The organism is Glaciihabitans sp. GrIS 2.15, assembly GCF_035984695.1.
GTDB lineage: Bacteria > Actinomycetota > Actinomycetes > Actinomycetales > Microbacteriaceae > Lacisediminihabitans.
Genome location: NZ_JAXCHU010000006.1, coordinates 170,755 through 196,210, shown reverse-complemented (window position 1 = coordinate 196,210; position 25,456 = coordinate 170,755). Strand labels below are relative to the sequence as shown.

The following is a 25,456-nucleotide window of genomic DNA, read 5'->3' as shown; positions in this document are numbered from 1 at the left end:
CTGAAGACTAAAGTTCAGCTGTGGCAGATTCCCGGCGGCACGCCGTTAAAGCGGTTCCCTGGATTCCTGGAGCGCTCGCTGTGGCCGGAGTCGTGGCGACTATCGCCGCCACGACCGTCGCTGTGGTGACTCTGCTCGTGGCGCGCACCGTCGTCACACCCCCGAGGCGCCGACCGGAGGACACCCGAATACTCTCGGTCGATGGGGCCGGAGACCTGGTGACGCTCTCCTCGAACGTGGATTCCCGTCTCCCCGGCGAATACAGCCTGTTTTTCGCCGACGGGAGCGGACACGCTCGCGTCGGCGATATCGTCGCGCAGACACCGGACGCCGTCATTCGTCGCCTGCTCGGTGTGGACCGCGGGGACCTCGCGCGCGCCCGTCGTGGCCGTTTCAGCGGCTGGTTCTACACCGGTCCAGCCGATCTCGGATTTCCGTTCGAGGACGTCGACATAGAGACGGAACTGGGCCCTGCGCCCGCCTGGGTCGTGCCGGCGGAGGCGCCGACCACGCGCTGGGTGATCGAGGTGCACGGGCGTGCCGTGCGCCGGGAGGAGACCTTGAGGGCCGTTCCCGTGTTTCGGGCGGCCGGGTTCACTGCGCTGCTCGTCTCGTATCGCAATGATGGGGATGCTCCGTCCAGCCTCGATGGGCGCTACGGCCTTGGCGACACCGAGTGGCATGACGTCGCGGCGGCCATCCGATTCGCGGTGGATCACGGCGCCACGGATGTGGTGCTCATGGGCTGGTCAATGGGTGGAGCGACGGTGCTTCAGACAGTGACTCGCTCTGATCTCGCCGGGGTGGTGCGCGGGATTGTGCTGGATTCGCCGGTGATCGATTGGGTGACGGCCCTCCGTTTTCAGGGCGGACTCCTCGGACTACCGAACCCGATCCGCTCGGGAGTGATCGCACTGCTCGGGATGAAGTGGGCGGGTCGGCTCACCGGCCAGCATGAGCCGATCGACCTCCCACGGCTCGACTTCGTGCGTCGATCCGCCGAACTGCACGTGCCCATCCTCTTGATGCACAGTGACGACGACGGGTTCATTCCCGCCACGGCATCATTGGCACTTGCCGCCGCGAGGCCCGACATCGTGACCTACGAGAGATTCACTGTCGCTGGACACACCAAGTTGTGGAATTTCGATCGCGACCGCTGGAACGCTGCCATCCGTCACTGGCTGGCTACTGCGCCGTTGTCAGCGGACTAACTTCAGGCCAGAACGCGCCACCGAGCATAAAGAGTGCTTGTATCGTCGACAAGCAACTGGGCCAGTTCGAGCCGGTGTGACGTGACCGCCGCGCTGCCGAATATGGGAAGGAACACCCCTCCGGCGATCGGACTCGTGGAGAGGCACAATTCATCTACCAGACGGGCATCGAGCATCTGCGCGGCAAGCGACGGGCCGCCTTCGCAGACGATGCGGCGGAGCCCGCGGGCCCGCAGGGTAGACACGATGTCGATGGCGGACATCCGTCCGGCGCGGTCCGGTACAACCACGATCTCTGCGGCGGGAAGGGCGGCGCGAGCGGTTTCGGCCGCCGGGGCCGGACAGAGCACGATCGGTGGGAAACGATCGGGGTCGACGGTGAGGCGGTGGCCACCGAGATCCCCGGTGCTCGTGACGATGGCAAGGGGTGCGGTGCGGGGAAGCTGGTAGCCCTCGGCACGAACGCTTGCCGCACCCACGAGCACCACATCGCTATCGCGCCGGATGACGCCGAGGATCTTGCGATCCGCGCGATTGGTAAGCGTCTCGGAGGTGTCGTCCCCGCCAGCTGCGCTCCCACTGACCGTCGCGACAAGGTTGATGCGCAGGGTGTCGACCCCGGGCAGCGCGTACAACTCGGCGAGCCTTGTGCGGGCGTCCGCGGTCTCGAGCTCGATCGCTTGGCCAGCCTCGGGGAACAGCCGCCGCACAATCATGCGGTGGTTTTCTCGCGCAGCTGACGCTTGGCGCGCGCCAGCATCGCGGTCATGCCCCGAATTCGCAGCAGGCTGACCGCCTCGGTGAGCCCGATGGTGTTGGGGAAGTCATCGGGTACTTCGAGCACCTCTTCGACGGTGAGCCCCGAGAGCCCCTGCACGAGGATCGAGGCGAAGCCGCGGGTCGTCGGCGCCTCCTTGGGAGCAGTGGCATGAAGGTGAACGAGCCGCTTGTCATCCACTTCTACAAAGATAAACACGGGTGACTGGCATTCCACGACGCGTTCGAGAAGGTCGGGATGTTCTGCATAGAGCGGCGGAAGCGCGGGAAGTTCGTTCGCAAATTCGAGCAGGAGAACGAGCCGGTCGCTCCGGTCGAGTTCGCGGAAGTCCTCGCGAATCTGCACGAGGGAGTCGGGAAGTTTGCTGCTGCTCATAGAACTCAAGTATTCCATCTGCCGGAGTGTTGACACCTGTCGATCGGCCGTACGCGGGGGTTATTGATGGTGAACGCGGTACTAGTGGCGATCAGTGGTTCGGTACCGGGCCTGACTCAGAGCCCATGGCGATCGGTACCCGCACAGCGGAGCCCCATTCCGTCCACGATCCGTCGTAGTTGCGCACTCCTTCAAAACCGAGCAGATGGGTGAGCACGAACCAGGTATGGGCGGATCGTTCCCCGATGCGGCAGTAGGCGATCACGTCGTCACCGTCCGAAAGTCCCGCCCCGGTGCGGTAGATCGCGTCGAGCTCGGGAAGTGGTCGGAACGTTCCATCCTCGGCGACCGCCTTGGCCCACTGCACATTTTGAGCGCTCGGGATGTGTCCGGCTCGCAGTGAACCCTCCTCCGGATAGGCCGGTGCCGTGGTGCGCTCACCACTGAATTCCTCGGGTGAACGCACGTCGATCAGCGGGTTACCAAAGTGGGCGAGCACGTCGTCTTTGTAGGCACGGATGGCGGAATCGTCACGTTCGACCACCGGGTACTCGACCGCGACCGGTGTCGAGGTCTTGGTGACGTACTCGCCCCCCTCGGCCTCCCACTTTGCCCGTCCGCCGTCGAGCAGGCGCACGTCTTTATGGCCGAAGAGGGTGAACACCCAGAGGGCATAGGCCGCCCACCAGTTATTTTTGTCGCCATAGATCACGACGGTCGTGTCGCGGCCGATGCCTTTGGAGCCGACCAGTGCGGCGAACTGCGATCCGTCGATGTAGTCGCGCTCCACCGGGTGGTTGAGATCGGTGTGCCAGTCGATCTTGACAGCGCCGGGGACATGTCCGGTCTCGTAGAGGAGTACGTCTTCATCAGACTCGACGACGACAAGCCCCGGTGTGCCGAGGTGAGCACGGAGCCAGTCTGTGCTGACGAGACGCCCGGGGTGCGCGAATGCCGTGAAGCTAGGGGATTGGTCGACCTCGACGGTCATTTGGTACCTCCGGTTGGCGCCTCGACGGGCGGCGATTTGGCTGTGGGCAGAGAGCTAGGCTCGTAACTCACCGTTATGAATCTACGCACCCGACCTGATAGACAGATCGTTTTCGTAAGACTTCGACACATCTTTCCGCAAGCGTGAGGGCCCATCGATACGTGACCGCCGACCAGGTGATTTCCCGAGGTAGCCTTCTCGATCGGGACTCTTCGATCACCCCAGCAGAAATGGTGAAGCACCTGGTTCCGCCGCGTCAATTTGAGACGGCAACTCTCGACTCCTACCGACCGGACAGGGACTATCCGTCGCAGGGCGCCGCCGTTGCGGCCATCCGTAATTTTGCGCACGTTTTCTCACGGAAGAACAGCGGTGGATTGTTCTCCCGGCGCAAACCACCGGTCGAGCTGCCGGGTATTTATCTCGACGGGGGTTTCGGCGTCGGTAAGACCCACCTGCTCGCGGCTCTCTGGCATCTCGCTCCCGGACGCAAGTATTTCGGCACCTTTATCGAATACACGGCGCTTGTCGGAGCGCTCGGCTATGCCGGTGCTGTCTCGCAACTGAAGGGTGCGACGCTGGTCTGCATTGACGAGTTCGAGCTCGACGACCCTGGAGACACCCGACTCATGTCGCGCCTGCTCTCGGAGCTTGTCGCCTCAGGCTCCCGCATCGCCGCGACTTCGAACACCCCGCCAAATGCGCTTGGTGAGGGTCGCTTCGCCGCCCAGGACTTTCTGCGCGAAATCGATGCACTCGCCGCCCGGTTCACCACGATCCGCATAGACGGACTGGACTATCGCCGCCGGGACATGGAGGGGCAGGCGATCAGCACCGGTGACAGCGAGTTCGGCACAGCGCTGGAGCAGCTTTCGGGAGTCGTGACGGTCGACACCTTTGACGCCGTGATTGCGCATCTGTCCACGGTGCATCCGTCCCGATACGTGCGCATGATCGATGGACTTGACGGAATCGCAGTGACCGGCGTCCGTGGCCTTTCCAACCAGACGGATGCCCTCCGTCTTGTCGCTTTCGTCGACCGGCTGTATGACGCGCAGGTTCGCATCCTCGCCACTGGGACGCCCCTCGACCAGGTGTTCGACGAGGACATGCTCGCCGGCGGCTACCGCAAGAAGTACCTTCGTGCGGTGTCGCGCCTCATCGCGCTGACCGCCGGCCAGGTCTAGCGATCGAGCATGCGCAAAAAGCTAGGCGTCGATCGAGCGGTAGTGGCGCGCCCGTATCGCCGTGAGAATCACGCCGATGACCGCCGCGATCACCGACGCGATGAGAACAGCAAGCGTGCCCTCAACAGCGACCTGCGGCTGCTTCGCGTACGCGAGTTCATTCATCAACAACGAGACGGTGAAGCCGATTCCGCCGAGACCGGCAACGGCGACAATGTCGCCGAGGGGAATGCGCTGGCGCTTGGAGGCAAACCGATTACCCACCAGTGCCCCGCCGGTGATGCCGATCAGTTTGCCGACCGGCAGGGCGACGATGATGGCCCAGAACACGGGGCTCAGTTCGCCGATGCCCACTGACGGAAGCACAACGAGCGCGGCGACGAACGCGAACACGGGCAGGATGATGCCGTTGCTCCACGGTTCGAGTGCGTGCCGCGTGCGACCGCCGCTCTTGCCCGCCATAATCAGCCCGAGCGCTACTCCGGCGATCGTGGCGTGGATGCCCGAGAGGTGCACGAGCACCCAGGCCGCGATGCCGAGAACGATCAGCAGGCCCGCGATCGGTGCCGACCGGGCGCGCCTGCTCAGCCACCCGAAGAGGAGTACGGCGGGCACGGCGGCGATCAGCGGAAGCGGTCGGAGATCATCGGTGAAGAAGAACGCGATGATGAGGATCGCGATGAGATCATCGATCACCGCGAGAGCCAGCAGCAGGGCCCGGATCCGCGAGGGAAGTGCACGACCGACGAGTGCAAGCGCCCCGAGTGCGAAAGCGATGTCCGTCGCCGTGGGGATCGGCCAACCCTTGGAGAGATCACGGTCGGGCACCATCAGCAGGAAGATTGCGGCAGGCGCGATAACTCCACCCACCGCGGCGATGGTTGGCACGAGGGCTTTTCGTGCACTGTCGAGCTCGCCGTGCGCGAGTTCGTGCTTGAGCTCGATCGCGGCGAGGAAGAAGAAAATAGCGAGTAGCCCATCGGTGACCCAGTGTCCGACGGAGAGATCCAGCCCAAGCCACGAGATGGGAAGATGCGAATCCCGAAGGCCCTGAAGTGCAGGTCCGAGCGTGGAATTCGCGAGAATTACACCGAGAATCGCTGCGCCTAGAAGAAGAAATGCGGCGTAACGCTCGCTTCGAAAGAATTTCATCTAGCCACTGATCCCATCCCGCTCAGTCTACGAGGAACCTCAGGGAGCGAGGCTCACGCCCCGATCGCCCGCGGGCGGCGCTTCGGAAACAGGATGTTTACATACGCGGGCAGCACGTAACAGCGGTGAAACACGGGGACACGCTCGTGGAAATATCGGCCAACCAAACTGTCCCCATCCCGAGGTGGATCGACGCACCGCAGCCCGGTGTCAGGCATCGTGCACAACGCCCCGCAGGAGTCCTGTGGAAAAAGAGAGAGGCAACCCCAACCCATGGTCGAATTGTCCGTGCTTACCAATGCCACGACCGACGGCATAACATCCAATCTGAACTCGCTCTGGCTGCTGGTAGCCGCGGCACTCGTGCTCATCATGACCCCGGGTGTCGCCTTCTTCTACGGGGGAATGGTGCGCGCCAAGAGCGTCATCAGCATGATGATGATGAGCTTCGGCGCGATGGGGCTCATCGGTGTGCTGTGGGTGCTGTACGGCTACGGCCTGTCCTTCGGAAAAGCGTCGATCCCGCACTTCCTCGGAACCCCGGACTGGGGACTGAGTAGTTTGATGGGCAAGGACGGGATCACACCCGATCTAAGCGGTCTCGCGTTCGCAGGATTCCAGGCCACGTTCGCGATCATCACCGTCGCGCTGATCTCGGGAGCAATCGCCGACCGCGCCAAATTCGGCGCTTGGATGGTCTTCGCGGGCGTGTGGGCGACCCTGGTTTACTTCCCCGTCGCGTACTGGGTCTTCAACCTCGCAGACGGCTGGGCACCCGCAGTGCTTCACGTCAATGACTTCGCTGGTGGTACTGCGGTGCACATCAATGCGGGTGCTGCGGGTCTTGCACTTGCCCTGGTTCTCGGCAAGCGCGTTGGCTTCAAAAAGGGCCTATCCAAACCTCACAACGTGCCGCTCACACTGCTCGGCGCCGCACTGCTGTGGTTCGGATGGTTCGGATTCAACGCCGGCTCCGAGGCCGCGGTCGACGGTGTCGCCGCAATCGCCTGGATCAACACGCTCGCCGCCCCGGCCGCTGCAATCCTCGGCTGGCTGATTGTGGAAAAGATTAAAGACGGCAAGCCGACCTCAATCGGTGCCGCATCGGGAGCGGTGGCAGGTCTCGTGGCGATCACACCTGCCTGCAATATCCTCACTCCCGGGTTCGCACTTCTTCTCGGTATCCTCGCCGGTGCGGTTTGTGCCCTCGCGATCGACCTGAAGTTCAAGCTCGGCTTCGACGACTCCCTCGATGTGGTGGGCATTCACCTCGTCGGGGGTTTGCTCGGCACGCTCTACATCGGCATCTTCGGATTTACCCACTTCTACGACGCAAAGGGCGTCGCCACGAGCGACTTCTCGAGTCTTCTTTATGGTGGGAGTTTCTACCAGCTGGTAGTTCAGGCTGTCGGAGCCTTCGCCATCTTGATCTACTCGTTCGGTCTCGCTTGGATCATCGGCACCGTCATCCAGAAGACCATGGGCTTCCGCATCACCAACGAAGACGAGGTCGCTGGCGTCGACACCATCGTCCACGGAGAAGAGGGCTACGCCCTCGAGACCGTCTAGCCCGGCCTCTGAGGGCAGGGCGCTGTCCTTCGGGACGGCGCCCTGCCTGTGTCCGCCCTAGTGTTGTCTGGGACGGCGCCGCGCAGGTGCCCCTCGCAGAAGGGCATCAGATGGATGGTGTGAGCCTGGGCTTCAGCGCACTTGCCATCGTCTCGATCCTCGCGGTCACCGTTCTCCTTGCCTTCGTCGAGAAGCGCATCGCACCCGGGGACTGGGCGCGAACGGTCCTGGTAGCCGGCACGGGTGGAGCGATCGTAACCATCGCGTGTTCGATCGAGCTCATCGTCCTTCCCCTACTGCTCGTCGGTCCGCTCGCAGCCCTTGGCGCCCTGTTCGCGACCCTCGCTACGTCACTGCTGGAAACAGAATCGGTGCCGAAGCGGCTCGTGGTTGCCGGTGCTGCGACAGCGATCGTCTTCTTGCCGGTGGCGTCGACGGTGTTCGCCACTCTCTTCGACCCGTTCGGCACCCGACTGGGAGTCATCGACCTGGGGGGAGCGCTGCCCACCCTTGTCGCTGGTGGTGGCGTGGCGATCGGCACCGCACTGGTCCGTCGGCCTCCGGATGCCGTGCTCTCATCCCGTGCAGAGGGCTGGCCGATCGTGGTGCCCTCAGTTCTTGTCTGTTTCGCGACAGTCGGCTGGGTGGTCGGCCTCGAACTCGCGGCAGACGACATGGTGCCGATCATCGTGGTGAGCGCGCTCGTGATTCCGGCGGTCGCGGCGGCCGCGGCATCCGTCGTCGAACGCCTCCGTTTCCGTCGCACGACTGCGTTCGGCTTCGTCACCGGACTCCTGGCCGGGGTGGCTGCCGCAGTGCCGGCCTGCGCGTTCGTGATGCCGCCACTCGCGGCCGCAATCGGCATTGTGGCGGGAGCCGTCTGCGCTCTTCTTCCCGATCGGCTGCGTGCCTGGCCGGTGGCGACGCTGGCCGTCGGCGCGGCCATCAGCGTCGTACTCCTCGGGGCCCTCGGCACGAATATCGGCTACATCTACACCGGTCAGCCAGAGTTGGTGCTCGGGCAGGTCTTCGTCACGGTCGTCTCTATCGCCGGTGGAGGACTTGTCGGGGCGGGGTTCGGGTGGCTGGTGCAGCGGTGGCCGTCGCGTGAACGTTCGTTGCCACGCCGATAGCCTTCGGTGGCTGGGGTGACCGGGTGATATTTCTGGCGTTCAGCCCGCCATAGATCGCGCGACGACCGCTCGGGCTGCGGTGCCCTCGGGGATTGGCAGGATCGGGAACACGTGAATCATGTCCGGCACCTCGTGGTAGTCGATCGCGAGTCCGGCGGCGCGGGCGAGCGACAGGAATTTCGTGGCATCCGCGTTCAGGATGTCCCTCGTGCCGCTGAACATCGTGAGGGAACCCAGTCCGTGAAGGTCACCGTAGAGGGGGCTGACACGAGGATCGGTTTCGAGCAGGGCACCCCGATAGACACCGCCAGCGAAGTGAGAGCCGGGCACGGCGAGCCAGGGATCGTGCGGAGCAATCACCGCAAGCTGTGGGTCGGTGCCGGTGATGTCGAGCCAGGGCGAGATGAGCACGGTGCTGTGTGGAGCCGGGATGCCACGATCCCGCAGCTGCATCGCCACGGCGAGTGCCATGCCTCCACCGGCTGAATCACCAAGAACACTCGTATTCTCACTTCCCACCTCCTCGATCAGCCCGACCGCGAGATCCGTGGCCTTCGGCACGATGGTGTCGGCCGTTTCCGCCGGGGCAAGCGGATAAATAGGCACCAGGAACCGCGTGTTCGTCTCGACGGCAAGCTTTGCTACGAAGAGCCAGTGCTGCAGCGCGATTTCGAACACGTAGCATCCGCCATGCAGGTAGAGAGCGCGTCGGGGTGGGGTCTTTCCCTTCGGACTGATTTCGTAGACAGTCCAGTTCGCGATTTCCCGCACGCGGATATCGACAGTTTTTGACAGGCGCGCTGGCGGAGTCGATTTGGGCGGCCGACCGGCCGACTGGCGGACGAGCTTGCGCTGCATCGCCTCGGCCGAGGAGAAAACGCGCTTCGCCCCACGCAGGGTCATCACAGCGGGCATGAGGCGGCTGGCAAGACTTGACATTGGGCAAGCATAGGCTGGGCTTGTGGAGCCAATCTCGCAGACCGCGCCAATTCTTCCGGGGCGCCCGGTGCTGCAACAGTTCTGGGCCGACGTTACCTTCCTGCATTGGAGAGTGGACGCCTCGGTGGTCGCTCCGCTTCTGCCTCCCGGGATTGTGCCCGATGTCTTCGGCGGAAGCTCCTGGGTCGGTCTCATTCCGTTCCGCATGATCGGCTCCGCGTTCTTCGGAGGACCGCCCGTGCCGTACTTCGGTACTTTCACCGAGGTGAATGTGAGGCTCTACGGAGTGGACGAGTTCGGGCGACGGGGTGTCGTCTTCGCGTCGCTCGAAGCATCAAGGCTCGTTGCGGTTGTCGCCGCCCGCGCGGCGTTTGGACTCCCGTATTTTTGGGCCTCCGCGAACTTCGGGCGGGACGGGCAGGACTACCGCTACGAAAGCCGACGCATCGGGCGTGATGGTCCGACGACAAGGATCGTGAGCCGGGCGTCAGCGCTTCCGGTGGCAGACGATCCGCTGGCCGACTTTCTCACCGCACGCTGGCGACTCTTTGTCGGACGCGGCGGGAACACCGCAGTGCAGGCGAATCAACATGGCGCCTGGCCTCTGGTCAGCGCCGAACTCCTCGATCTGGACGACAACCTTCTCGCCGCCGCTGGGTTGCCTGGGCTGGCCGATCGACCGCCGGACTCCACGCTGTTTTCGCCGGGAGTGCTCACACAGTTCAGCGGTGCGCGGCCCTTGGTGGAACCGGTCCGAAAAAACTTGCCACTCCTCGGAGGAGCAACGGCGCCAGGAAGGGTTGTGGGCGATACCGGACTCGAACCGATGACCTCTTCGGTGTGAACGAAGCGCGCTACCAACTGCGCCAATCGCCCTGACTCGCCAATACTGCCATATCTAAGCGCGGTCCACGTCGCCACGCCGGACCGTCGAACGGTTTGGCGAGACTCGGGGCATCAGCTAGAGTCAGGGACGCAAGCAGAAATGCGAGCAGTGCGGATGTGGCGCAGTGGTAGCGCATCACCTTGCCAAGGTGAGGGTCGCGAGTTCGAATCTCGTCATCCGCTCGAGTGAAGTAGATTTCACTGTAAGTGACTCGCGAGAGTCATGCGCGGTGGCGTGGCCGAGAGGCGAGGCAGCGGCCTGCAAAGCCGTCCACACGGGTTCAAATCCCGTCGCCACCTCGAAGGATGGAATTACACAGTTTGAGCGATTGGCGCAGCGGTAGCGCGCTTCCCTGACACGGAAGAGGTCGCTGGTTCGATCCCAGTATCGCTCACACCGGCAAGGCCCTGAACCATGGTTCGGGGCCTTGCCTTTTTCCTCGCAGACAACGGCGATGACCACTGCGTCTGTCCCGCCTAGTGGGGAATATCCTTCGCGGCCACCGTCGCGCAAAATGGTCTCATGAACCCGGGAAGCGATGACACGTCCGCCGAGGGTGCCGCTTTCGCCGATCTGCTCGTCGAATCGGGGCTTGTGTCGAACGGGCAACTGGCTCGTGCCCTTCTCGAACACACTGTCTCGGGAGTGGCGATCGACGCTGTGCTCGTAGCCGAGGGAGTCGTCGAACCAGTAGCACTCCGGTCGGTACTCGCGCACGCGTGGAATCTTCCTGCCCTCAACCTCGCCCGAACGCATGTGGATTACGAGCTGGTGGACCAGTGGCCCGACGAGGTCTATCTCGCGGAGAACTGGTTTCCGGTGCGTGACCAGGCGAATGGAACCGTGCTCGTCGCCACCTCCCGCATTCCGGATGCCTCGAGGGTCGAGCACATCGCAGCGGTGATCGCCTCTCCGGTCGAGTTCGCCGCCGTGGCATCGGCGGACATCTCCGCCGCGGTCGCGCGGGCAGTGAAGCGGCGCACCCGCGGAAGAGGACTGTTCCTCAGCTGAACTGTCGCGCGTCGACGGTGAGCGACGCCGGACGGATCCCTCCACGACGCTAAAGTTGATACACCGCCCATTCAGTTCTGAGCCTCAGGCTCCCACGCACCCCAAGGAGCACATCCGTCGTGTCAGATTCGCCTGCCGACAACGAGTCCGTTCTCGAGTCGATCACGGCGGCGCAGACGACCACCGGGTTTGAGCTCTTCACCGACCGAAAGATCGTTGCGATGAGGGTCGGGGATGAACTGCGTGACCTCGCCGCGGCTGTAGCCGCCGGCGAGACTGCGGAGCCGGTGCTGATCTCTTCGCCCGATGGGCTGAGTATCCTGCGTCATTCTGCGGCTCACGTGGTCGCGCAGGCACTCCAATCGATCAACCCGGCGGCGAAGCTCGGAATTGGCCCTCCGATCACTGACGGTTTCTACTATGACTTTGACGTTGAGACGCCTCTGACCCCCGATGACCTCAAGGCAATCGATAAGGCGATGGAGCGCATCATCAAGTCGGGCCAGCGTTTCGTGCGTCGTGTCGTCTCCGATGAGGAGGCCCGTGCCGAGCTGGCGAACGAGCCATACAAGCTTGAGCTCATCGGCCTCAAGGGGCACCCCACCGAGGGCGCCGGAGGCACCGACGACAATGAATCCGTAGAGGTAGGGGGAGCCGAGCTCACCATCTACGACAACGTGGATCCGCGCACGGGTGAGACCGTCTGGAAAGACCTCTGTCGGGGTCCGCACCTGCCGAATACCCGTCTGATTGGAAACGGCTACTCGCTCACCCGGAGCGCCGCTGCCTACTGGCGCGGCTCGGAGAAGAACAAGCAGCTGCAGCGTGTCTACGGCACTGCGTGGGCCACCAAAGACGATCTGCGCGCGTACATCACGCGGCAGGAGGAGGCGGCCAAGCGCGACCATCGCAAGCTCGGAGCCGAACTCGACCTGTTCTCTTTCCCCGACGAGATCGGGTCCGGCCTTGCGGTGTTCCACCCCAAGGGCGGAATCATCCGCGCCGAGATCGAGAACTACATGCGCGAGCGTCTCGTCGCCAACGGCTATGAGCAGGTTTACTCGCCGCACATCACCAAGGGCACACTGTTCGAGACCAGCGGGCACCTGCAGTGGTACAGGGACGGCATGTTTCCCGCGATGCACCTCGATGAGGAGGTGGATGACGAGGGCCACGTCACCCGGCAGGGCCAGGACTACTACCTCAAGCCGATGAACTGCCCGTTTCACAACCTCATCTTCCGCGCCAGGGGACGCAGCTATCGCGAGCTTCCGTTGCGCCTCGCTGAATTCGGCACAGTGTATCGCTACGAGAAGAGCGGAACACTGTCGGGACTTACCCGCGTGCGTGGACTCACCCAGGACGACGCGCACATCTACGTCACTCCCGAGCAGGTGAAGGAGGAGATCGCCAGCCAACTCGACTTCGTCTTCGAAACGCTTCGCGGCTACGGCCTCGACGACTTCTACCTTGAGCTGTCGACTCGCGACCCCGAGAAGTCCGTCGGCACCGATGAGGCGTGGGATGACGCGACGGAGACCCTTCGCCAGGTGGCGAGCGAATCCGGACTCGAGTTCGTGATGGACCACGGGGGGGCGGCGTTCTATGGCCCCAAGATATCCGTGCAGGCGCGCGATGCGATCGGGCGCACCTGGCAGCTGTCGACAGTGCAGCTGGACTTCAACCAGCCCGAGCGGTTTGGACTGGAGTACACAGCCGCCGACGGCACCCGCCAGCAGCCCGTGATGATCCACCGTGCCCTTCTCGGCTCGATCGAACGGTTCTTCGCGATTCTGCTCGAGCACTATGCCGGGGCTTTCCCGGTCTGGCTGTCACCGGTGCAGGTCGTCGGAATCCCGGTGGCCGAACAATACGAACAGTACCTGGGCGACGTCATCCGCCAGTTGCGGCAGGTCGGAGTGCGTGCGGAGCTGGATGACTCCAATGACCGCATGCCGAAGAAGATCCGCAATCACACCAAACTGAAGGTACCGTTCCAACTCATCGCCGGCGAAGAGGACCGAGCGGCCGGCGCCGTCAGCTTCCGCTACCGCGACGGCAGCCAGGACAACGGAGTGCCGGTCGCTGAGGCGATCGAACGGATCACCTCCGCGATCGCGACCCGGGCACAGGTGTGAGCGTGCCCGGCGACGACGGCATACCCATCAACGGGGCGAGCCAGTATGACGCAAGCGACTTCGATGGTGTCGAGATCGAGTTGTCTGAAGACTTTGCCGCGGTTCCGGATGCGTTCCAGCGCCTGTGGACACCGCACCGACTCGTCTACATCACAGCTGGCCCGCAGCCCCACGCAGACGAATGCCCCTTCTGTATCGCTCCCTCGTTGAACGACGAGAAGTCCCTCATCGTCGCGCGCGGAAAGACCTGTTACGTGCTACTCAACCTGTTTCCCTACAATGCCGGTCACCTGCTGGTGTGCCCCTACCGCCACGTCGCGAGCTACGACGATGCCACCGTCGAAGAGGTCGCGGAGATAGCGGCCCTCACCCAAACGGCGATGCGAGTATTGCGCAAAACCTCACACTGCGACGGCTTCAACATTGGCATGAACCAGGGTGGTATTGCTGGCGCGGGGATCGCGGAGCACCTCCACCAGCACATCGTCCCGCGCTGGGCGCAGGATTCAAACTTCTTCCCGATCATCGCGGGGACAAAAGCGATGCCGCGCCTCCTCGGTGAGGTGCGTGCCGAGGTCGCGGCGGCCTGGCCGCACCCGTAGTCCACCGCAACGCTCAGTTTCCCCGGCTTAGAATGGAGTCGCTCCGCGGCACCTGCGGAGCATCAGAGAGGCGAGAAGTGAACGACATCACCACCAGCAGCAGCAGCACAGAAAACCTTGGCTCGAGTCGCGTGAAACGCGGTCTCGCCGAGATGCTCAAGGGAGGCGTCATCATGGACGTCGTGACCGCCGCTCAGGCACGCATCGCGGAAGATGCCGGCGCCGTCGCGGTCATGGCCCTCGAGCGTGTTCCCGCCGACATTCGCTCCCAGGGCGGTGTCGCCCGGATGAGCGACCCTGACTTGATCGAGTCGATCATGGCCGAGGTTTCGATCCCGGTCATGGCGAAAGCACGAATCGGTCACTTTGTCGAGGCGCAGATTCTGCAAAGCCTGAAAGTGGACTACATCGACGAGTCCGAGGTGTTGTCACCGGCGGACTATGTGAACCATATTGACAAGTGGCCATTCACCATCCCCTTCGTCTGCGGCGCGACGAACCTTGGTGAGGCGCTTCGTCGGATCAACGAGGGCGCGGCGATGATCCGCTCCAAGGGTGAGGCAGGCACCGGCGACGTCTCCGAGGCGACCAAGCACATCCGCACCATCACCTCGGAGATCCGCGCCCTTGCGGCCAAAGGACACGACGAGCTGTATGTCGCGGCAAAAGAACTGCAGGCACCGTATGAACTCGTACTCGAGATCGCGCGCACGGGCAAGCTTCCCGTCGTGTTGTTTACGGCCGGTGGCGTAGCCACCCCGGCAGACGCCGCGATGATGATGCAGCTCGGCGCCGACGGAGTTTTCGTCGGGTCGGGTGTCTTCAAGTCCGGAAACCCCGAAGCGCGTGCGGCGGCCATTGTGAAGGCGACCACATTCTTCGACGACCCGTCCGCCATCGCGGACGCGTCCAGAGGCCTCGGAGAAGCGATGGTCGGCATCAACGTGTCCGACCTCCCCGCGCCGCACCGCCTCGCCGAACGTGGCTGGTAGTTCGGTCCCAATCGAGCAGGCCGCACCGATCGTCGGTGTGCTTGCACTCCAGGGCGACTTCCGCGAACACATCGCGCTGCTCAAGTCGCTCGGGGCGGATGCCAGAGCCATCCGCCGCCCGGAAGAGCTTGCCCAGGTGGCGGGCCTCGTCATTCCGGGCGGCGAGTCATCCGTCATGGACAAGCTGTCGCGGATGTTCGGGCTCGCTGGCCCGCTGAAGAGTGCCATCCGATCCGGGCTTCCGGTCTACGGCACGTGCGCTGGCCTGATCATGCTCGCCGATCGGGTGCTCGACGCAATCGCCGGACAGGAGAGCCTCGGTGGCCTCGATATCTCCGTGCGTCGCAACGCGTTCGGCTCGCAGCGGGACTCCTTCGAAACCGATCTGGCTATTCCCTCTCTTGGTGCGCTGCCGATGCACGCGGTCTTCATCCGCGCACCCGTGGTGGAGCAAGTGGGTGAGGGAGTCGTGGCCCTCGCGACTCTCGCTGACGGTCGTGTGGTCGCGGTGGAACAGGGCAATCTGCTCGGCACGAGTTTCCATCCCGAGATGACCGGGGATACCCGTTTCCACGAGCACTTCCTTAACGTGGTGCGCTCGCGCGGCTGACCCTCTGCGGCTGACCCTCTGCGGCTGAGCTGGATCGGCGCGCGGTGCTTCACCCCGGCAGGGGCGAGGTGGTTTCGGCGGGATGACCTGCTTCGCCCCGCCTCATCCCGCCGAAAGCGGCTCGGCGGCCGGGGTCGGCGGGTGGGCGGCGGAGTCGAACGGGTGGGCGGCCCGCCGCTGGCTAGAATGTTGATCATGTCAGGCCACTCCAAATGGGCAACCACCAAGCACCAGAAGGCGATTAAAGATTCTCGCCGTGCCAAGTCGTTCGCCAAACTCATCAAGAACATCGAAGTCGCCGCCAAGCTCGGGGGTGCAGACCTCTCCGGCAACCCGACGCTCGTTGACGCCATCCAGAAGGCGAAGAAGACCTCGGTGCCGAACTCGAACATCGACTCTGCGGTCAAGCGGGGGTCTGGCCAGCTCGGTGTAGCGGTCGATTATCAGACCATCATGTACGAGGGCTACGCGGCCGGCGGCGTCGCCCTGTTGATCGAGTGCCTCACCGACAACAAGAACCGTGCGGCAGCAGATGTGCGCACCGTGATGACCCGTAATGGCGGCACCATGGGGGACCCGGGCAGCGTCGCCTACAACTTCAGTCGCAAGGGCGTGGTCTCGGTGACCAAGACCGATGGCGTCACAGAGGATGACATCCTCGTGGCCGTGCTCGATGCTGGCGCCGAAGAGGTGAACGACCGCGGGGCCGGGTTTGAGATCATCACCGAGCCGCACGACATGGTGGCCGCGCGCACCGCTCTTCAGGATGCCGGCATCGAATACGACTCGGCCGATGTCGAGTTCGTACCCGGTGTCACTATCGAAGTCGATGCCGAGACCGCGCGCAAGATCTATCGCCTGATCGACGCGCTCGACGATAACGACGATGTGCAGAACGTATATGGCAACTTCGACGTGCCCGCCGACGTGCAGGCCGAGCTCGACGACGAGGAGTAGCCGCCCGGTGGTTGCACCGCGCGGGGCCACGATCCGAGTGCTCGGTATCGATCCCGGACTTACCCGCTGCGGTGTGGGAATCGTGGATGTCACGGCAACCCGCACGGCGACACTGGTGGATGTCGTGGTGATCAGGAGCGGCGCAGAGCTACCACTCGAGCAGCGCCTGCTGTTGGTGGGCAACGAGATTGAGCGCCTGCTCGACCTGCACCAGCCGCACGCCGTCGCGATTGAACGCGTCTTTGCGCAACAGAACCTCACTACGGTGATGGGTGTTGCCCAGATCAGTGGGGTGGCATTGCACCTCGCAGCCAAACGTGGGCTCGTCGTGGGGCTGCACACCCCGTCGGAGGTGAAGTCCGCGATCACCGGGTACGGGTCGGCCGATAAGAAACAGGTTGCCACCATGGTGGCGAAGGTGCTCGGTCTGGCCGAGGTGCCCAAACCGGCGGATGCCTCGGATGCCCTCGCCATCGCCATCTGCCACGCCTGGAAGCGCGGGGCAGCCGTCGCGAGCCCCGGTGGATCCCTGACCAAGGCACAGGAGACATGGCTCGCCGCGGAACGGTCCGCGGCGAAGTCGCCGCCCAAACGTAGGCTGGGGTCATGATCTCCTCGGTGCGCGGAACGGTACTTGGCGTGTCCGGCACCAGCGCAGTGATCGAGGTCGGGGGAGTCGGTCTCGCCGTCACCGTCACGCCCCAGCATGCGCTCTCGTTGCGGGTCGGCGCGGAGACGACGGTTCGCACAGCACTCATTGTCAGAGAAGACGATCTCGCCCTTTTCGGCTTCGTCGAAGCGGACGAGCTCGAGGTATTCGACCTGCTTCGCGGAGTGACCGGCGTTGGCCCGAAATCGGCCATGGGTGTGCTCGCCGCCCTGAGCCCTCGGCAGGTGGCTTCCGCGGTCGCTTCCGAGGACGAGGCGGCTTTTCGCAAGGTCTCTGGCATCGGTCCCAAGACCGCCAAACTCATCATCATCTCGCTGGCAGGAAAGATTCAGGTGTCGTCCGGTGCAGCATCATCCGCACCGACGGTGACCGCGTCTGTCAGCGAAAGCGTGCTCGTTGCACTGGTTGGGCTCGGCTGGTCGGAGCGGATCGCAGCCCAAGCGGTGGAGGATGCCCTCGGTGGCGCGTTCGTACAGGAGTCGACCACGGTCGCTGCACTCTTGCGCCTCGCCCTCAGCCAGCTCGGACCGCAGCAGGTGGGCACACGATGATGAACGATCCCTCGGTCGACATCGTGCGACTGACCCCGGAATCTGAGGCCGAACTCGTTTTCGAGGGAGCGCTGCGCCCCAAGACCCTCGCCGAGTTCGTGGGTCAGGCAAAGGTGCGGGCGCAACTGCAGCTTTTGTTGCAGGCGGCTAAGCTGCAGAACCGTACGCCCGACCACATCCTGCTCGCTGGCCCTCCCGGGCTTGGCAAGACCACGCTGGCGATGATTGTTGCCGAGGAGAGCGGTCGGCCGCTGCGCATGTCAAGCGGTCCCGCCATCCAGCACGCTGGTGATCTCGCGGCCGTATTGTCCTCTCTCGTGCCGGGCGAGATTCTCTTCATCGACGAGATCCATCGCATGGCACGCTCCGCCGAGGAGATGCTCTACCTGGCGATGGAGGACTTTCGAATCGACATTATGGTCGGTAAGGGCGCGGGTGCGACATCCATCCCGCTCGACCTCGCTCCGTTCACGCTGGTGGGCGCGACGACCCGGTCCGGGATGCTTCCCAATCCGCTCCGCGACCGGTTCGGATTCACCGCCCATCTGGAGTTCTACTCCGAACCGGAGTTGGAGCAGGTGCTGACCCGCGCAGCGACATTGCTCGACCTGGCCGTGGATCGTGAGGCCCTCGCCGAGATTGCCGGCCGCTGCCGGGGCACTCCGCGAATCGCGAATCGGCTTCTTCGGCGAGTGCGCGACTATTCGCTCGTGCACGGAGTCGCTGGTCTCGAGGCCGTACATGCAGCGCTGGAACTCTACGACGTCGACGCGCTCGGCCTTGACCGGCTGGACCGCGCCGTGATGGACATCATCCTCACCCGATTCGACGGGGGACCCGTGGGGCTCAACACCCTCGCCGTGTCGGTGGGTGAGGAGGGCGAGACAATCGAATCGGTGGTCGAGCCCTTCCTCGTGCGGATCGGGTTGATAACCCGCACGCCCCGTGGACGAGTCGCGACGAAACAGGCGTGGGCCCACTTCGGCATCCCCCGCACCGAATCGGCGCTCTTCGCGGATGACCTATAATTCAAGCTGATAACAGTGCGCAGGGTATGACTCCCCGTGTTCTCTACACGCCCCTGAAAGGCTCTTTCCCTATGGATCCCACACTTATTCTCATCGCCGTTGCACTCGCGGTGTTCGTCTTCTTCCAGTTCCGCTCCTCGCGGAAGCGCGCCAAAGAGACCGCCGCCCGCCAGGCCGCGATCGAACCGGGTGTGGAGATCATGACGAACTACGGCCTCTACGGCACGATCCTCTCGATCGACGAGGATACCAACATGGCGCTCATCGAGACGACGCCGGGAACGGTGCTGAAAATCCATCGCCAGACAATCCTCAAGGCTGTTGAGGATGAAACTCCTGCCGCTTCGGAGACCGAGGCCGACGCCGTGACCGAGCCGGTCGTTGAGCTCAATAAAGACAGCGCGATCGGAGTCGGAGAACCCGAATTCGGTGAGCGCACCGAGACCGCCGCTCAGAAGCCCGTGCGCAAAGCAGCACCGAAGAATAGCGACGACTAACCACTAACCTGATGTGTGCTCGCGTATCGTTCGTGCGCGAGCTTCATCCTCCCGTGCGGTCGCGGTCAATCGCGGTTTCGTACTCGTAGAAAGCTGAGTTTCCCCGGTGGCACGTACTACACCCGTCAGGAAGGCGTGGCGCTCACTGACCTGGCTGCTCATTATCATCGCCGGGCTGACCGCGATCAATGGTGGATCGACACTCTTCAGCAACGGATCTTGGGCGCCTAAACTCGCGCTCGACCTCCAGGGCGGAACCGAGATCATCCTCAGCCCACAGGTGGCCAACGGTGCCGCGGCTCCCACCGCGGATCAGCTCCAACAGGCGGTGGCGATAATCCGTCAGCGCATCAACTCGAGCGGTGTCTCCGAGGCAGAGATCAACACGCAGGGCAACCAAAATATCGTCGTCGACATCCCCGGTAAACCCGACAAGGCCACCCTCAGCCGAATCGAGTCTTCCGCCAAACTCGAGTTCCGCGCGGTTCTCGTTGGGGGTGCCGCGGCCACGAGTTCTACGGGGGGTTCGGCTTCTCCCTCACCGAGCGCTTCACCGACAGAGGCACTGCAATCGACCCCGAGTACGAAACCAACGAATGGAAGCGACGCCGCTTGGATTACCCCCGCCCTGCAGCAGAAGTTCACCGACTTCACCTGCTCGACCGCGAACCTGGGGAAGGCGAATGTCGCCGACCCCAAGGTGCCGCTGATCACGTGTGACACTAACAATCAAAACAAGTACATCCTCGGGCCGGTTGAGGTGTCCGGCGAGACGATCGCCGATGCGACGAACAGCCTGGTGTCCAATTCCCAGGGCGCCAGCACGGGACAGTGGGGCGTCAACATCGTGTTCAACGCGAAGGGCAGCGCTGAGTTCGGCGCGGTGACCACGCGCCTCTTCAGCGAGACGGGTGTGAAGAACCAGTTCGCCATCGTGCTCGACGGCCGCATCATCTCGGCGCCGACCACGAACACGGTGATCACCAACGGAAAGCCGCAAATCACCGGCTCCTTCACTCAGGTGTCTTCAAAGACCCTCGCCGACCAGCTCAAATTCGGCGCGCTGCCGATCGGCTTCAAGGTGCAGAGTCGCGAAGTAATCGCCGCGACACTCGGGGCAAGCCAGCTGCAGAGTGGACTCATCGCCGGAGCCATCGGACTGCTCCTCGTCTTCATCTACTCGCTCTTCCAATACCGTCTTCTCGGCCTGGTAACAGTCGCGTCTCTCATCGTTGCCGCCGCTCTCACCTACCTGGTCATTGCGATAATGTCGTGGCGAAACGGGTTCCGATTATCTCTCGCCGGTGTGGCTGGCTTAATCGTGGCCATCGGATTCACGGCCGACTCCTTCATTGTGTATTTCGAGCGAATACGCGATGAGTTGCGCGAAGGCCGGGCTCTCGAGAGTGCCGTCGAAGCCGGCTGGAAACGTGCGCTTCGCACCGTATTCGCGGCAAAGGGTGTCAACCTCCTTTCGGCGGTCGTGCTCTTCGTGCTCGCGATCGGCAATGTGAAGGGTTTTGCGCTGACCCTCGGAGTCACCACGGTGATCGACGTGCTCGTCGTTGTGCTGTTCACGCATCCGATACTCCAGTTACTCGCGACCACGCGATTCTTCTCAAGTGGAAATCCGCTTTCCGGGCTCGATCCGACGGCACTCGGCGCCGTCTATCGTGGACGGGCTCAATTCCGCACCCCGGGAGGCGGGAATAAGGGTCTTGCCTCGAAGGGCGTTGGCGCGTCCCGAGAAGCGGTACTGCGACAGACCATCGCCGAGCGCAAAGCAGCGGAGATAGCGAGCAAGGCCACTCCGAAGAGTGGATCTGCGAAGGAGAAGAAGTCCTGATGGCCAGTCTCGTGAACTTCGGAAATGACCTTTATACCGGAAAGCGTTCGGTCGATTTCATCGGCAAGCGCAACATTTGGTACGCGATAGCAATCGTGCTGATCATCGCGTCGGCGATCGTGCCTCTCGTGAACGGCGGCTTCAACTTCGGCATCGAGTTCCGTGGGGGATCGCAATTCCAGATCATTCGGGCCAGCTCGATCAGCCAACAGCCAGCGGTCGACGCTATCAAAGTGGTAGTTCCGTCCGTGGTCCCGAAAGTGACCACCGTCGGGACGGATGGGCTCCGCATTCAGACAACGCAGTTGACCGACAGGGAGACTTCCACACTGACCGACGCGCTCGCGAAGGCATATGGAGTTCCCTCGAAAGACGTGACGACCTCGTTCATCGGCCCGAGCTGGGGAGCGGATATCACCGCGCAGGCACTGCGGGCGCTCGTCGTGTTCGTCGTACTCGCAGCGATCGCGATGGCGTTCTATTTTCGTACCTGGAAGATGGCGCTCGCGGCAATAGTGTCGCTTTTGCACGACCTCGTGATCGTCGCGGGAGTCTATGCCGCGACGGGTTTCGAGGTTACACCGGCGGCAGTGATCGGCTTCCTCACGATTCTTGGCTTCTCCCTGTACGACACCGTTGTGGTGTTCGACAAAATCCGGGAGAACACCGCTCAGTTGGGGGGCGAATCCCGCTATACCTTCGGCGAGTCGGTAAACCTCGCAGTCAACCAGACCCTCGTACGGTCGATCAACACCGGTGTCGTCGCGGCGCTCCCGGTCGCATCCATTCTCTTCATCGGTGCGTTCGTGCTCGGTGCGAACACGCTGCAGGACATCTCGCTCGCCCTTCTCGTCGGAATCGTCGTCGGAACATATTCGACGATCTTCATTGCCGCTCCCCTCTACGCCCAGCTGCGCGAGGGCGAGAAAGGTGTACAGGCGAGCAACCGTCGAACTATTGCGGCGCGCGAGAAGAGCCGGACTGTCTCCGTGTGAGCGGGGTAACGGAAGTCACCGCCGAAGAGGCGATAGCACTCACCGAGAGCGGCGCCTGGTTGCTTGACGTGCGTGAGCAGGATGAGTGGGACCGCGGGCACTCGCCACGTGCGCACCTTGTACCACTGCGTGAGCTCGGTTCTCGCATGGCCGAAATTCCTGCGGACCGGCCGGTGCTGGTCGTGTGTCTTTCCGGTAGCCGGTCACTCCGCGCGGCGAGAGCGCTGGTGGGTGCAGGGGTGGATGCGGTGAACGTCTCCGGGGGAATGCTCGCATGGACGGCGGCTAACGGCCCGCTGGTTTCCGACGGTGAGGCTGCGGCTCACGTCGAGTGAGACTTGGGCGCGATGACCATCATCGGTAATGGACACCGGCTTGGCATCGTGCCGTGAGCGAACGAGCGAAGAGCACCCCGTCGCGATGATAGTTTTGAAGCAGGAGGAAACTGATGGTTGATACGACTACGTCAGACACCTCCGCGCCTCCGGTACCGGGCCCTAATGCTCAGAGCACCGGGTCATTGCGTACCCTTCTGCCGCGCATCTTCTCGAAGGCCCAGCCCGTTGGGGCGGTTGACCGCCTGATTAAGACGGCACGGATGCACCATCCGAAGGCCGACGTCGGCATCATCGAGCGCGCTTACGTGAGCGCCGAACGTGCCCATCGCGGGCAGAAACGGCGCAGCGGAGAGCCCTACATTACGCATCCGGTTGCCGTTGCCCAGATTCTGGCCGATCTCGGTATCGGGCCGAAGACCCTGGCCGCGGCTCTCCTTCACGACACGGTCGAGGACACCGACTATTCCCTCGACCTCCTCCGCCGCGACTTCGGTGATGAGATCGCCATGCTCGTCGATGGAGTCACCAAGCTCGACAAGCTCAAGTATGGCGACAGCGCGCAGGCAGAGACCGTGCGCAAGATGGTTGTCGCGATGTCGAAAGACATCCGGGTGCTGGTGATCAAGCTCGCAGACCGGCTGCACAATGCGCGCACCTGGGGATTTGTGCCGGCGGAATCTGCCACTCGCAAGGCGCAGGAAACCTTGGAAATCTACGCGCCACTCGCTCACCGGCTGGGCATCCAGACCATTAAGTGGGAGCTCGAAGACCTTTCGTTCGCCGTGCTCTACCCCAAGCTCTACGTCGAGATTGAGAACCTGGTCAAGCAGCGAACCCCGCAGCGCGAAGAATTCGTGCAGCAGGTCATCGATTCGGTGAAAGACGACCTCAAGGCCTCGAAAATCAAGGGCAAGGTGGTCGGTCGGCCCAAGCAGTATTACTCGATCTATCAGAAGATGATCGTGCGCGGTCGCGAGTTCGACGAGATCTATGATCTGGTCGGAATTCGTGTGCTTGTGGGGTCCGTACGCGACTGTTACGCCGTGCTCGGGTCGATCCACGCGCGCTGGAATCCGATCCCCGGTCGTTTCAAGGACTACATCGCGACGCCAAAGTTCAACCTCTACCAGTCGCTGCACACCACGGTGATCGGTCCAAAGGGCCGCGCGGTCGAGATCCAGATTCGCACCGACGAGATGCACCAGCGTGCTGAGTTCGGTGTGGCGGCGCACTGGAAGTACAAGGAACGCGTCAACAGCAAGGGCTCCTCGAGCGAGACGAGCGATGACGGCGACATGGCCTGGCTTGCCCACATCACGGACTGGCAGGCCGAAACCGCGGACCCCAACGAGTTCCTCGATTCGCTGCGCTTCGAGATCGGTGCCAAGGAGGTCTACGTCTTCACCCCGCAGGGCAAGGTGATCGGCCTCCCCGCGGGAGCCACCCCGGTCGACTTCGCCTACGCCGTGCATACCGAGGTTGGCCACCGCACCATGGGCTCAAAGGTCAACGGGCGGTTGGTTCCGCTCGAGAGCGCCCTCAATTCCGGTGACGTTGTCGAGATCTTCACCTCGAAGAACCCGGATGCCGGTCCAAGCCAGGGCTGGCTCACTTTCGTCAAGAGTCCACGGGCCCGCAACAAGATCAAGCAGTGGTTCACGAAAGAACGACGCGACGAGGCGATCGAGCAGGGCAAGGATGCGATCGCGCGTGCCATGCGTAAGCAGAATCTGCCACTGCAGAAGCTGATGAACCAGGATTCCTTCAACGAGGTCGCGGCACAAATGCGATACGAGGACATCTCTGCGCTCTATGCGGCAGTCGGAGAGGGGCATGTTTCCACCCAGTCGGTGATCGAGAAGGTGCTCGGTACCCTGCACACCGAGGCGGAGACCGAGGATGTCGATATCCCGTTCCCCAGCAGGGGGCGGAGTAAGCAACTTCGTAATAGTGACTCGGGTGTTCTTGTGCGTGGAGCGCCGGATATTCTCGTGAAGCTCGCGAAGTGCTGTACTCCGGTGCCCGGCGATGAAATCGTCGGATTCGTCACTCGCGGTTCAGGCGTTTCTGTGCACAAGGATGACTGCCACAATGTGGCCTCTCTGCTGGCCGAGCCCGAGCGCATGGTCGACGTGGAATGGGCGCCGACCTCGTCGAGCATTTTCCTCGTGCAAATTCAGGTGGAGGCCCTTGACCGGGCAGGATTACTGTCGGACGTGACGCGGGTGCTCTCCGAGAGTCACGTCAATATCCTGTCAGCCTCTGTGTCGACCTCGAGCGATCGTCTGGCCTTGAGCCGTTTCGTCTTCGAGATGGGTGACACGACACACTTGGATGCTGTTCTCAACGCGGTTCGCCGCATTGACGCCGTCTACGACGTGTATCGGGTCAACGGCGGTTGACCCCAGCCTCTGTCTGAGCATGAGGAACAGGGCTAAGCAGTCTCAGCGCCTCATCGATCCGCTCGAGTGCGAGACGTTTGTGGGGCAGATTGCGGCGTCGGTCGAGCACCGCACGACACTCCTCGATTCCAAATCGTCCGATCCGCATCAGATCGCCGACGGCTCGAAGGTCGTCGTTTGTGAAATTCACGCTCGACCGCGCGAGATCCACTACCGTACGCAGCGGCGTGGTGACCAACAGCCCGGCGACGTGCACCAGTTCACTTGCATCGATCACGACTTCGCGCACGGTGATGGCGACGAGCGCAGGGGGCCGGACCCGCGCGGAGATATCCGCGCAGAATTGATGCTGCCGAGGCGCGCGACTGAAGGCGCCATAGATCCAGGCGGCGGTGCGTTGTTCGGCGATCAGTCGGGCAGGCACCGTGAGGGTCAGGGCCCTCGCTCGATTCCACAGCCAATCGATCTCGTCGACGGGGCTGAAGCACCGGTCGACAGGGTAGAGCTCACCGTCCAGCTTTGCCGCATGAAGTTCCGCCTCCGGAAGATCGGAGTGGAACAAAACGGCGGGGAGACGGGACATACGTTCCATGGT

Annotated in this window: 25 protein-coding genes and 4 tRNA genes; 22 read left to right on the top strand and 7 right to left on the bottom strand. The window is 63.1% G+C overall.

Translation table 11 applies throughout. The features are described from left to right. The first annotated feature begins 20 nt into the window (after positions 1 to 20). Positions 21 to 1,214 carry an alpha/beta hydrolase family protein gene (locus RCH11_RS10690; RefSeq protein ID WP_327056975.1) on the top strand — a complete coding sequence of 398 codons (1,194 nt, stop codon included), beginning with the start codon at positions 21 to 23 and terminating at the stop codon, positions 1,212 to 1,214. A gap of 2 nt (positions 1,215 to 1,216) precedes the next feature. On the opposite strand, the gene RCH11_RS10685 is transcribed toward RCH11_RS10690, so the two are convergent. From RCH11_RS10685 to RCH11_RS10675, 3 genes are all read right to left on the bottom strand, one after another. Beyond that, positions 1,217 to 1,930 (bottom strand): dihydrofolate reductase family protein, encoded by a 714-nt coding sequence (locus RCH11_RS10685; protein WP_327056974.1) that lies wholly within the window; start codon positions 1,928 to 1,930, stop codon positions 1,217 to 1,219. After that, entirely contained in the window at positions 1,927 to 2,367 is a 441-nt protein-coding gene (locus RCH11_RS10680; protein ID WP_327056973.1) for a SufE family protein, read from the bottom strand. Before RCH11_RS10680 ends, RCH11_RS10685 begins: the two co-directional genes overlap by 4 nt. A 91-nt stretch (positions 2,368 to 2,458) precedes the next feature. Then, complete coding sequence (locus tag RCH11_RS10675; protein WP_327056972.1) at positions 2,459 to 3,358, bottom strand: sulfurtransferase; 900 nt, start codon at positions 3,356 to 3,358, stop codon at positions 2,459 to 2,461. Between the two features lie 161 nt (positions 3,359 to 3,519). Between RCH11_RS10675 and zapE the strand changes: the two genes are divergently transcribed. Further along, the gene (gene zapE / locus RCH11_RS10670) at positions 3,520 to 4,545 is read left to right on the top strand and encodes a cell division protein ZapE (RefSeq protein WP_442789037.1); all 1,026 of its coding nucleotides are present in this window, start codon (positions 3,520 to 3,522) and stop codon (positions 4,543 to 4,545) included. Positions 4,546 to 4,566: 21 nt separating this feature from the next. Here the strand turns inward: zapE and RCH11_RS10665 are convergent, their stop codons facing one another. Next, on the bottom strand, positions 4,567 to 5,697 hold the full coding sequence (locus RCH11_RS10665) for a Na+/H+ antiporter NhaA (RefSeq protein WP_327056971.1): 1,131 nt from the start codon (positions 5,695 to 5,697) through the stop codon (positions 4,567 to 4,569). 273 nt (positions 5,698 to 5,970) lie between these two features. On the opposite strand from RCH11_RS10665, the gene RCH11_RS10660 reads away from it, so the two are divergent. Both RCH11_RS10660 and RCH11_RS10655 read left to right on the top strand, forming a co-directional pair. Beyond that, on the top strand, positions 5,971 to 7,266 hold the full coding sequence (locus RCH11_RS10660) for an ammonium transporter (protein WP_327056970.1): 1,296 nt from the start codon (positions 5,971 to 5,973) through the stop codon (positions 7,264 to 7,266). A 110-nt stretch (positions 7,267 to 7,376) separates the two neighbouring features. Continuing rightward, entirely contained in the window at positions 7,377 to 8,399 is a 1,023-nt protein-coding gene (locus RCH11_RS10655) for a hypothetical protein (protein WP_327056969.1), read from the top strand. Between the two features lie 39 nt (positions 8,400 to 8,438). Here RCH11_RS10655 and RCH11_RS10650 read toward each other — a convergent pair whose 3' ends face one another. Next, positions 8,439 to 9,338 carry an alpha/beta hydrolase gene (locus RCH11_RS10650; RefSeq protein WP_327056968.1) on the bottom strand — a complete coding sequence of 300 codons (900 nt, stop codon included), beginning with the start codon at positions 9,336 to 9,338 and terminating at the stop codon, positions 8,439 to 8,441. A 22-nt stretch (positions 9,339 to 9,360) separates the two neighbouring features. On the opposite strand from RCH11_RS10650, the gene RCH11_RS10645 reads away from it, so the two are divergent. After that, positions 9,361 to 10,182 carry a YqjF family protein gene (locus RCH11_RS10645; protein WP_327057046.1) on the top strand — a complete coding sequence of 274 codons (822 nt, stop codon included), beginning with the start codon at positions 9,361 to 9,363 and terminating at the stop codon, positions 10,180 to 10,182. Here RCH11_RS10645 and RCH11_RS10640 read toward each other — a convergent pair. Next, positions 10,142 to 10,214, bottom strand: a tRNA-Val gene (locus RCH11_RS10640). The two genes, RCH11_RS10645 and RCH11_RS10640, sit on opposite strands and share 41 nt — an antisense overlap. Before the next feature lie 120 nt (positions 10,215 to 10,334). Here RCH11_RS10640 and RCH11_RS10635 point away from each other — a divergent pair. The 17 genes from RCH11_RS10635 (at position 10,335) to RCH11_RS10555 (ending at position 24,861) form a co-directional block, all read left to right on the top strand. Beyond that, positions 10,335 to 10,406: transfer RNA gene (locus RCH11_RS10635), tRNA-Gly, on the top strand. 46 nt (positions 10,407 to 10,452) lie between these two features. Beyond that, a tRNA-Cys gene (locus RCH11_RS10630) sits at positions 10,453 to 10,523 on the top strand. A gap of 23 nt (positions 10,524 to 10,546) precedes the next feature. Continuing rightward, a tRNA-Val gene (locus RCH11_RS10625) sits at positions 10,547 to 10,618 on the top strand. A gap of 128 nt (positions 10,619 to 10,746) precedes the next feature. Further along, on the top strand, positions 10,747 to 11,235 hold the full coding sequence (locus RCH11_RS10620; protein WP_327056967.1) for a hypothetical protein: 489 nt from the start codon (positions 10,747 to 10,749) through the stop codon (positions 11,233 to 11,235). Between the two features lie 221 nt (positions 11,236 to 11,456). Beyond that, positions 11,457 to 13,373 carry a threonine--tRNA ligase gene (gene thrS, locus RCH11_RS10615; RefSeq protein WP_327057045.1) on the top strand — a complete coding sequence of 639 codons (1,917 nt, stop codon included), beginning with the start codon at positions 11,457 to 11,459 and terminating at the stop codon, positions 13,371 to 13,373. Between the two features lie 74 nt (positions 13,374 to 13,447). Next, positions 13,448 to 13,975, top strand: a complete 528-nt coding sequence (locus tag RCH11_RS10610; protein WP_327057044.1) for an HIT family protein — start codon at positions 13,448 to 13,450, stop codon at positions 13,973 to 13,975. 86 nt (positions 13,976 to 14,061) lie between these two features. Continuing rightward, the gene (pdxS, locus tag RCH11_RS10605; RefSeq protein ID WP_327057043.1) at positions 14,062 to 14,967 is read left to right on the top strand and encodes a pyridoxal 5'-phosphate synthase lyase subunit PdxS; all 906 of its coding nucleotides are present in this window, start codon (positions 14,062 to 14,064) and stop codon (positions 14,965 to 14,967) included. Then, positions 14,957 to 15,577: a pyridoxal 5'-phosphate synthase glutaminase subunit PdxT gene (pdxT, locus tag RCH11_RS10600; RefSeq protein WP_327056966.1), complete on the top strand. Its 621-nt coding sequence runs from the start codon at positions 14,957 to 14,959 to the stop codon at positions 15,575 to 15,577. The genes pdxS and pdxT overlap by 11 nt, the downstream gene beginning before the upstream one ends. A 195-nt stretch (positions 15,578 to 15,772) precedes the next feature. After that, a complete protein-coding gene (locus tag RCH11_RS10595; protein ID WP_327056965.1) occupies positions 15,773 to 16,534 on the top strand; it encodes a YebC/PmpR family DNA-binding transcriptional regulator in 762 nt (253 codons plus the stop codon). 31 nt (positions 16,535 to 16,565) lie between these two features. Further along, on the top strand, positions 16,566 to 17,144 hold the full coding sequence (gene ruvC, locus RCH11_RS10590; RefSeq protein WP_327057042.1) for a crossover junction endodeoxyribonuclease RuvC: 579 nt from the start codon (positions 16,566 to 16,568) through the stop codon (positions 17,142 to 17,144). Continuing rightward, the gene (gene ruvA / locus RCH11_RS10585) at positions 17,141 to 17,755 is read left to right on the top strand and encodes a Holliday junction branch migration protein RuvA (RefSeq protein ID WP_327056964.1); all 615 of its coding nucleotides are present in this window, start codon (positions 17,141 to 17,143) and stop codon (positions 17,753 to 17,755) included. The genes ruvC and ruvA overlap by 4 nt, the downstream gene beginning before the upstream one ends. Beyond that, on the top strand, positions 17,755 to 18,783 hold the full coding sequence (ruvB, locus tag RCH11_RS10580; RefSeq protein WP_327057041.1) for a Holliday junction branch migration DNA helicase RuvB: 1,029 nt from the start codon (positions 17,755 to 17,757) through the stop codon (positions 18,781 to 18,783). Before ruvA ends, ruvB begins: the two co-directional genes overlap by 1 nt. Before the next feature lie 71 nt (positions 18,784 to 18,854). After that, a complete protein-coding gene (yajC, locus tag RCH11_RS10575) occupies positions 18,855 to 19,280 on the top strand; it encodes a preprotein translocase subunit YajC (protein WP_327056963.1) in 426 nt (141 codons plus the stop codon). A 106-nt stretch (positions 19,281 to 19,386) separates the two neighbouring features. Then, on the top strand, positions 19,387 to 21,126 hold the full coding sequence (gene secD / locus RCH11_RS10570) for a protein translocase subunit SecD (RefSeq protein WP_327056962.1): 1,740 nt from the start codon (positions 19,387 to 19,389) through the stop codon (positions 21,124 to 21,126). Next, a complete protein-coding gene (gene secF, locus RCH11_RS10565; protein ID WP_327056961.1) occupies positions 21,126 to 22,121 on the top strand; it encodes a protein translocase subunit SecF in 996 nt (331 codons plus the stop codon). The genes secD and secF overlap by 1 nt, the downstream gene beginning before the upstream one ends. Further along, complete coding sequence (locus RCH11_RS10560; protein ID WP_327056960.1) at positions 22,118 to 22,456, top strand: rhodanese-like domain-containing protein; 339 nt, start codon at positions 22,118 to 22,120, stop codon at positions 22,454 to 22,456. The genes secF and RCH11_RS10560 overlap by 4 nt, the downstream gene beginning before the upstream one ends. Before the next feature lie 113 nt (positions 22,457 to 22,569). Next, positions 22,570 to 24,861, top strand: coding sequence for a RelA/SpoT family protein (locus RCH11_RS10555; protein WP_327056959.1), 2,292 nt, complete (start codon positions 22,570 to 22,572; stop codon positions 24,859 to 24,861). Here the strand turns inward: RCH11_RS10555 and RCH11_RS10550 are convergent. Beyond that, positions 24,848 to 25,444: a type IV toxin-antitoxin system AbiEi family antitoxin gene (locus tag RCH11_RS10550; RefSeq protein WP_327056958.1), complete on the bottom strand. Its 597-nt coding sequence runs from the start codon at positions 25,442 to 25,444 to the stop codon at positions 24,848 to 24,850. The genes RCH11_RS10555 and RCH11_RS10550 overlap by 14 nt on opposite strands. Positions 25,445 to 25,456 lie beyond the last annotated feature (12 nt).

What these genes read in the sequence shown, in the direction of transcription:
- RCH11_RS10685 (WP_327056974.1), bottom strand. Translation starts at nt 1,930, where the DNA reads ATGATTGTGCGGCGGCTGTTCCCCGAGGCTGGCCAAGCGATCGAGCTC.
- RCH11_RS10595 (WP_327056965.1), top strand. Translation starts at nt 15,773, where the DNA reads ATGTCAGGCCACTCCAAATGGGCAACCACCAAGCACCAGAAGGCGATT.
- ruvA (WP_327056964.1), top strand. Translation starts at nt 17,141, where the DNA reads ATGATCTCCTCGGTGCGCGGAACGGTACTTGGCGTGTCCGGCACCAGC.
- RCH11_RS10650 (WP_327056968.1), bottom strand. Translation starts at nt 9,338, where the DNA reads ATGTCAAGTCTTGCCAGCCGCCTCATGCCCGCTGTGATGACCCTGCGT.
- RCH11_RS10655 (WP_327056969.1), top strand. Translation starts at nt 7,377, where the DNA reads ATGGATGGTGTGAGCCTGGGCTTCAGCGCACTTGCCATCGTCTCGATC.
- yajC (WP_327056963.1), top strand. Translation starts at nt 18,855, where the DNA reads ATGGATCCCACACTTATTCTCATCGCCGTTGCACTCGCGGTGTTCGTC.
- RCH11_RS10665 (WP_327056971.1), bottom strand. Translation starts at nt 5,697, where the DNA reads ATGAAATTCTTTCGAAGCGAGCGTTACGCCGCATTTCTTCTTCTAGGC.
- secF (WP_327056961.1), top strand. Translation starts at nt 21,126, where the DNA reads ATGGCCAGTCTCGTGAACTTCGGAAATGACCTTTATACCGGAAAGCGT.
- RCH11_RS10620 (WP_327056967.1), top strand. Translation starts at nt 10,747, where the DNA reads ATGAACCCGGGAAGCGATGACACGTCCGCCGAGGGTGCCGCTTTCGCC.
- RCH11_RS10675 (WP_327056972.1), bottom strand. Translation starts at nt 3,358, where the DNA reads ATGACCGTCGAGGTCGACCAATCCCCTAGCTTCACGGCATTCGCGCAC.
- ruvB (WP_327057041.1), top strand. Translation starts at nt 17,755, where the DNA reads ATGAACGATCCCTCGGTCGACATCGTGCGACTGACCCCGGAATCTGAG.
- RCH11_RS10550 (WP_327056958.1), bottom strand. Translation starts at nt 25,444, where the DNA reads ATGTCCCGTCTCCCCGCCGTTTTGTTCCACTCCGATCTTCCGGAGGCG.
- thrS (WP_327057045.1), top strand. Translation starts at nt 11,457, where the DNA reads ATGAGGGTCGGGGATGAACTGCGTGACCTCGCCGCGGCTGTAGCCGCC.
- RCH11_RS10555 (WP_327056959.1), top strand. Translation starts at nt 22,570, where the DNA reads ATGGTTGATACGACTACGTCAGACACCTCCGCGCCTCCGGTACCGGGC.
- RCH11_RS10660 (WP_327056970.1), top strand. Translation starts at nt 5,971, where the DNA reads ATGGTCGAATTGTCCGTGCTTACCAATGCCACGACCGACGGCATAACA.
- RCH11_RS10680 (WP_327056973.1), bottom strand. Translation starts at nt 2,367, where the DNA reads ATGAGCAGCAGCAAACTTCCCGACTCCCTCGTGCAGATTCGCGAGGAC.